General features: G+C 70.4%; 5 protein-coding genes and 1 riboswitch. All 5 genes read right to left on the bottom strand.

The genetic code is table 11. The features are described 5' to 3' along the window. Position 1: 1 nt before the first annotated feature. A riboswitch (cobalamin riboswitch) is annotated at positions 2-201 on the bottom strand. 96 nt (positions 202-297) lie between these two features. After that, positions 298-840, bottom strand: a complete 543-nt coding sequence (locus FV220_RS24280) for an AAA family ATPase (RefSeq protein WP_238279381.1) — start codon at positions 838-840, stop codon at positions 298-300. Between the two features lie 2 nt (positions 841-842). After that, positions 843-1,805 carry a hypothetical protein gene (locus FV220_RS24275; protein WP_147833503.1) on the bottom strand — a complete coding sequence of 321 codons (963 nt, stop codon included), beginning with the start codon at positions 1,803-1,805 and terminating at the stop codon, positions 843-845. Further along, complete coding sequence (locus FV220_RS24270; protein WP_056162287.1) at positions 1,780-2,598, bottom strand: ABC transporter ATP-binding protein; 819 nt, start codon at positions 2,596-2,598, stop codon at positions 1,780-1,782. Before FV220_RS24270 ends, FV220_RS24275 begins: the two co-directional genes overlap by 26 nt. After that, a complete protein-coding gene (locus FV220_RS24265; RefSeq protein WP_056162291.1) occupies positions 2,595-3,629 on the bottom strand; it encodes an iron ABC transporter permease in 1,035 nt (344 codons plus the stop codon). The genes FV220_RS24270 and FV220_RS24265 overlap by 4 nt, the downstream gene beginning before the upstream one ends. After that, a partial coding sequence (locus FV220_RS24260) for an ABC transporter substrate-binding protein (protein WP_147833502.1) occupies positions 3,626-4,075 on the bottom strand: 450 nt, incomplete at its 5' end. The genes FV220_RS24265 and FV220_RS24260, both read right to left, overlap by 4 nt.

Below are 4,075 nucleotides of genomic sequence, written 5' to 3'. Positions count from 1 at the left end.
GCGTGTGACCACGACTGACGGCAGGTCTCCTGGCTCGCGGGTCACTGCCCTTCACCGTCTTCCCGAGCGAGGCCGCTCAGTGACGTCGGTGGCGAAGGGCTCGCCGCTTACAGTTGCGGGGGCAGCCACGGCGTTGGGGCTACCCCCGCACCGCGTTCCCTTTTGATCCTCCGGGGAGGAACCGTCACGGCCGAGGTACCATGCCGACGCCCATGCCCGTCAACGGACCAAATGCAATGCACGAGGGGTTATGCCCTGCCGGCAACACTTGGGAGAATGGATCGCGCACTCCGTCCGTCAGCTCAGCACCTCGACCTGCTCCGGCGGCAAGCTACGCCACCAAGCGTCCGGGGATCGGAAAACCTCGTAGGTGAACCGGAGGACCTCATCCGGCTGGCGATGCGACGGGTCCACGCGACCACGCTCCGCGTTGCGGGACTTGAGCACCTCCCACGGCACGTCGAACACTTTCCACTCCACGGTGAGCTCGTGTCGGGCGACGATCCCGAGCTCGCGCTCGAACACGGGTCTGGTGAGATGGGTGTCCGCCATCACCACGCTGAAGGCGCTCGTCAGGGCGGCATCCAAGGCTGCTTCCTTGACCCGGTGCAGGAGGTCCCGGGCCGCATCGCCATGTAAGCCCTGCCTCAGTTCCCAGTAGACCTGCCGGTGCGGCGGCCAGAGCGTCTGCCGGAAGTCGTCGAGGGTGAGGTGAACCCAGCCGTCGAGAGGGTCGAAGCGGCGGGCGTAGGTCGTCTTCCCCGCGCCCGGGCAGCCGATCAGGCCGATCACCCTCTGGGGTGCCCCCGGAAGATTCCTGCCGGGCACCGTCCGGGTCACGGTCAGGCCGTCGCCTCCGCATCCTCGTCGTCGCTCGCCGAGCCCTCGATGATCTCGCCGCGTAGGTAACGAGCCTGGGCCTCGGCGACCCGGCGTGCGCCCTGGGCGTGGCGGGTCGACACCGTGCCGCCGGGCGCCTCGGGCCCGCCGCGCTTGATCGCCACGAGTTCCGGATCACCCCAATGGTCGAGCATCGCCTGGAACGCTTCGTAGCGGTCGGTATCGAAGGCGATGCGGTCGCCCATCATGTCCTTGTAGGGATGGGCCGGGTGCAGGCCGGCGCAGGGGACCCAGCCCGCCGGGATCGGGGTCGTGGCGGCATGGGTCCGACCGCTGCGCAGGAGCTTGGGCAGCACATGCGTATGCGGACCTTCAGGACTGGTACCGCCGGGGCCAGGGATCGGGGCATAGACCTCGACGCGCCCGACCCGCGCCAGGAACACCCGGTGCGGGCTCATGGCGACGAGATGCGGCCCAATAGGGTTAGCATGGTCAAACAGGGGCATGCCGACGCCGGCCCGCAGCCGCTCGACGGCCTCCGGATCGCGCACCCGCACGCAGGCATCCACGGCGAGCAGGCCGAGGCCGAGGTCGAACAGGATGTCGTCGCGATCCTCGACCCGGGCGGCGTTCCGGTCGGGCCCGAGTTCCGTCACCACGGTCCTGCGGTTCATCGTGCATGTCGCTTCCGGCAGGCAGAGGGCGACCGCGTGGTTCCAGCCCGAGGCGACCGCGGTCTCAAAGGCGATTGGCCTCAGGTCGGAACTCGGGGTCAGGGCGATGGCGCCGCGCGCGGTCGCAAGTCCCAGGCGCTCGTCCGGCAGCGCCACGACGGGTTCGTCGGGATCGCGCATGAACTCGGCGATGGCACCGAAGCTGCCAAGGCTCCAGGCCGTGGTTGGATCGGCCAGTGCACCGCGCAGAAGGGCGACGGTGGCATCAGGGCTGTTTGGGGAAGGCTGCATCGATCTCCTCCGTATGGGGCCCCGAACGGTTCCAGGGCAGGATGTAGGCGGTTCCGTCCGGTCCAGCCCCACGGCAAACCGTGACGCCGAACACGTCCGAAAGTAGCCGGTCGGTCAACGCAACGTCCGGGTGTCCATCGGCGGCGACACGTCCCTCGCCCAGGACCACGATCCGGTCGCAGAACCGGGCCGCGAGGGAGAGGTCGTGCAGGACGGCCACGACGCCGGTGCCGGCCAGGGCCACGCTCCGCAACAGCGTCATGGCGTCGAGCTGGTGGGCAGGGTCGAGGGCGGTGATCGGTTCGTCGGCCAACAACCACTCCGCTTCGACGGCGAGCGCCCGCGCCAGCAACACGCGCATCCGCTCGCCGGTGGACAGGGTCGGTTCGGTCCGCTCGGCGAATCGCGCAACATCGGTCCGTGTCATCGCTCGGTTTATTGCGGCGTGATCGGTGCCATCGAGGCCACCGAACGCGCGTCGATGCGGCAGCCTGCCGAGGGCGACGAGGTCACGCACCTGCATCGGCCAACCAGCCCCCGTGCCCTGGAAAAGGACCGCGATGCGCTTGGCGCGCGCGTCGCGGGAGATGCCCTTGAGCGCCATACCGTCGAGATTTACGCGGCCCTTGGTCGGGGCGACCAAGCCCGCGAGGGTGCGCAGGAGGGTGGTCTTGCCAGCGCCGTTCGGACCGACCAGACCGACGAGGGTCCCGCGTTCCAGGGACAGGGTGATATCCGACAGGATGGCACGCCCGCCGAGGCGGACATCGAGGGCTGCGGTCGCGAGGCTCATGCGCCGCGCCCTCGCTCACGCAGGAGGAGCACGATCAGGAACGGTGCCCCAACGAGCGCAGTCACCACACCGAGCTTGAGTTCCGGGCGCGTCGCCAGGAGACGAACGCCCAAGTCCGCGGCAAGCACCAGAGCGGCCCCGGCGAGGCCGCTCGGCCATAGGCTGGCGCCGGGACGCGCGCCTACCAGTGGTCGCACGAGGTGGGGCACCACGAGGCCGACGAAGCCGATGGCGCCGCTGACGGCGACGCCACTGCCAATGGCCAGCGCCGCGCCCGTGACGAGGCGCAGACGGACTGAGACCAGATGGAAGCCGAGGCTCGAAGCTGTGTCCTCGCCCAGCGTCAGGGCATCCAGCGCGCGGCCGGTGGACAGCATCAGGCCCCAGCCGACCGCCATCAACGGCAGGCATAGCCAGACATGGTCCATGCTGCGGTCCGCGAGCGACCCCATCAGCCAGAACACGATCTCCAGGGCCGCGTAGGGGTTGGGCGACAGGTTGAGCGCCAGCGCCGTCATGGCGCCGGCGAGGCTCGACAGGGCGACGCCGGCGAGGATCAATCCCAGGGTGGTGCCGCCTCTGGCGGCGACAAGGTTCAGGGCGAGCGCCGCCACGGCGGCGCCGGCGATCCCGCCGAGCGGGAGGGCCAGGCTAAGCGAGGCTGCGAAGCCGCCATAGAACACCACCACGGCCCCGAGGGCCGCCGCGGAGGAGATGCCGAGGATGCCGGGATCGGCGAGCGGGTTGCGCAGGTAGCCCTGCATCGCCGCCCCGGTCAGCCCAAGGCTGAAGCCGACAAGGCTGCCGAGCAAGGCACGAGGTAGGCGCAGTTCCCAGAGCACCAGCGCCGGGAGGGTCGCCCGTCCGGCGATGAGGTCGCCAGCCGCCGCCGGGACGTCGAAAGGGGCATACCCGACCGCGATGGACGCGACCGTCAGGACGAGCACAAGCAGGCCGAGTATCGAGACGACCGCGCGGGGTCCGACGACCGCCCGGTCGACCCGCATGGGAGGCGGGAGGGGAGCGTTCATCGTGCCGCCCGTTGGTGTGCCGCCGCAGCGAGCAAGGCCACGACCTCGGCGAACTGCGGACCTGGACAGGTCCAGAGCCGGTTCGGAATTGAGACGGTACGCCCCTGCCGACGTAGCGCGTCGAGGACGGGATGGTGCAGCAGGGCATCGGCCAGCGACGGCGCGCCGGGCTCCCCCTCGTCGAGGACGATGAGGTCGGCGTCGGCGAAGGCCGCCGCTTCCAGCGGGACCTGGCCGAAGCGGTCGCGACCGAGTTCTGCCGCAACGTTGACGAGGCCGGCGGCGCGGATGATCGCATCGCCAAGGCTGCCGGGTGCGACCGTGAAGGCATTCGGGCGCATGACGAGTGCCCGCAACGGTTTTGCCGCCGGCACCACCTGCGCCAGCCGCGCGTCGAGGTCCGCGACCATCGCCTCGCCGCGCGCCGGGTGCCCGAGGGCCGCGGC

It is taken from the genome of Methylobacterium sp. WL19 (genome assembly GCF_008040005.1).
GTDB lineage: Bacteria > Pseudomonadota > Alphaproteobacteria > Rhizobiales > Beijerinckiaceae > Methylobacterium > Methylobacterium bullatum.
This window is presented reverse-complemented; position numbering and strand designations above follow the sequence as displayed.

Coding starts and splice junctions, on each gene's coding strand:
- FV220_RS24275 (WP_147833503.1), bottom strand. CDS start 1,805: ATGCAGCCTTCCCCAAACAGCCCTGATGCCACCGTCGCCCTTCTGCGC.
- FV220_RS24270 (WP_056162287.1), bottom strand. CDS start 2,598: ATGAGCCTCGCGACCGCAGCCCTCGATGTCCGCCTCGGCGGGCGTGCC.
- FV220_RS24265 (WP_056162291.1), bottom strand. CDS start 3,629: ATGAACGCTCCCCTCCCGCCTCCCATGCGGGTCGACCGGGCGGTCGTC.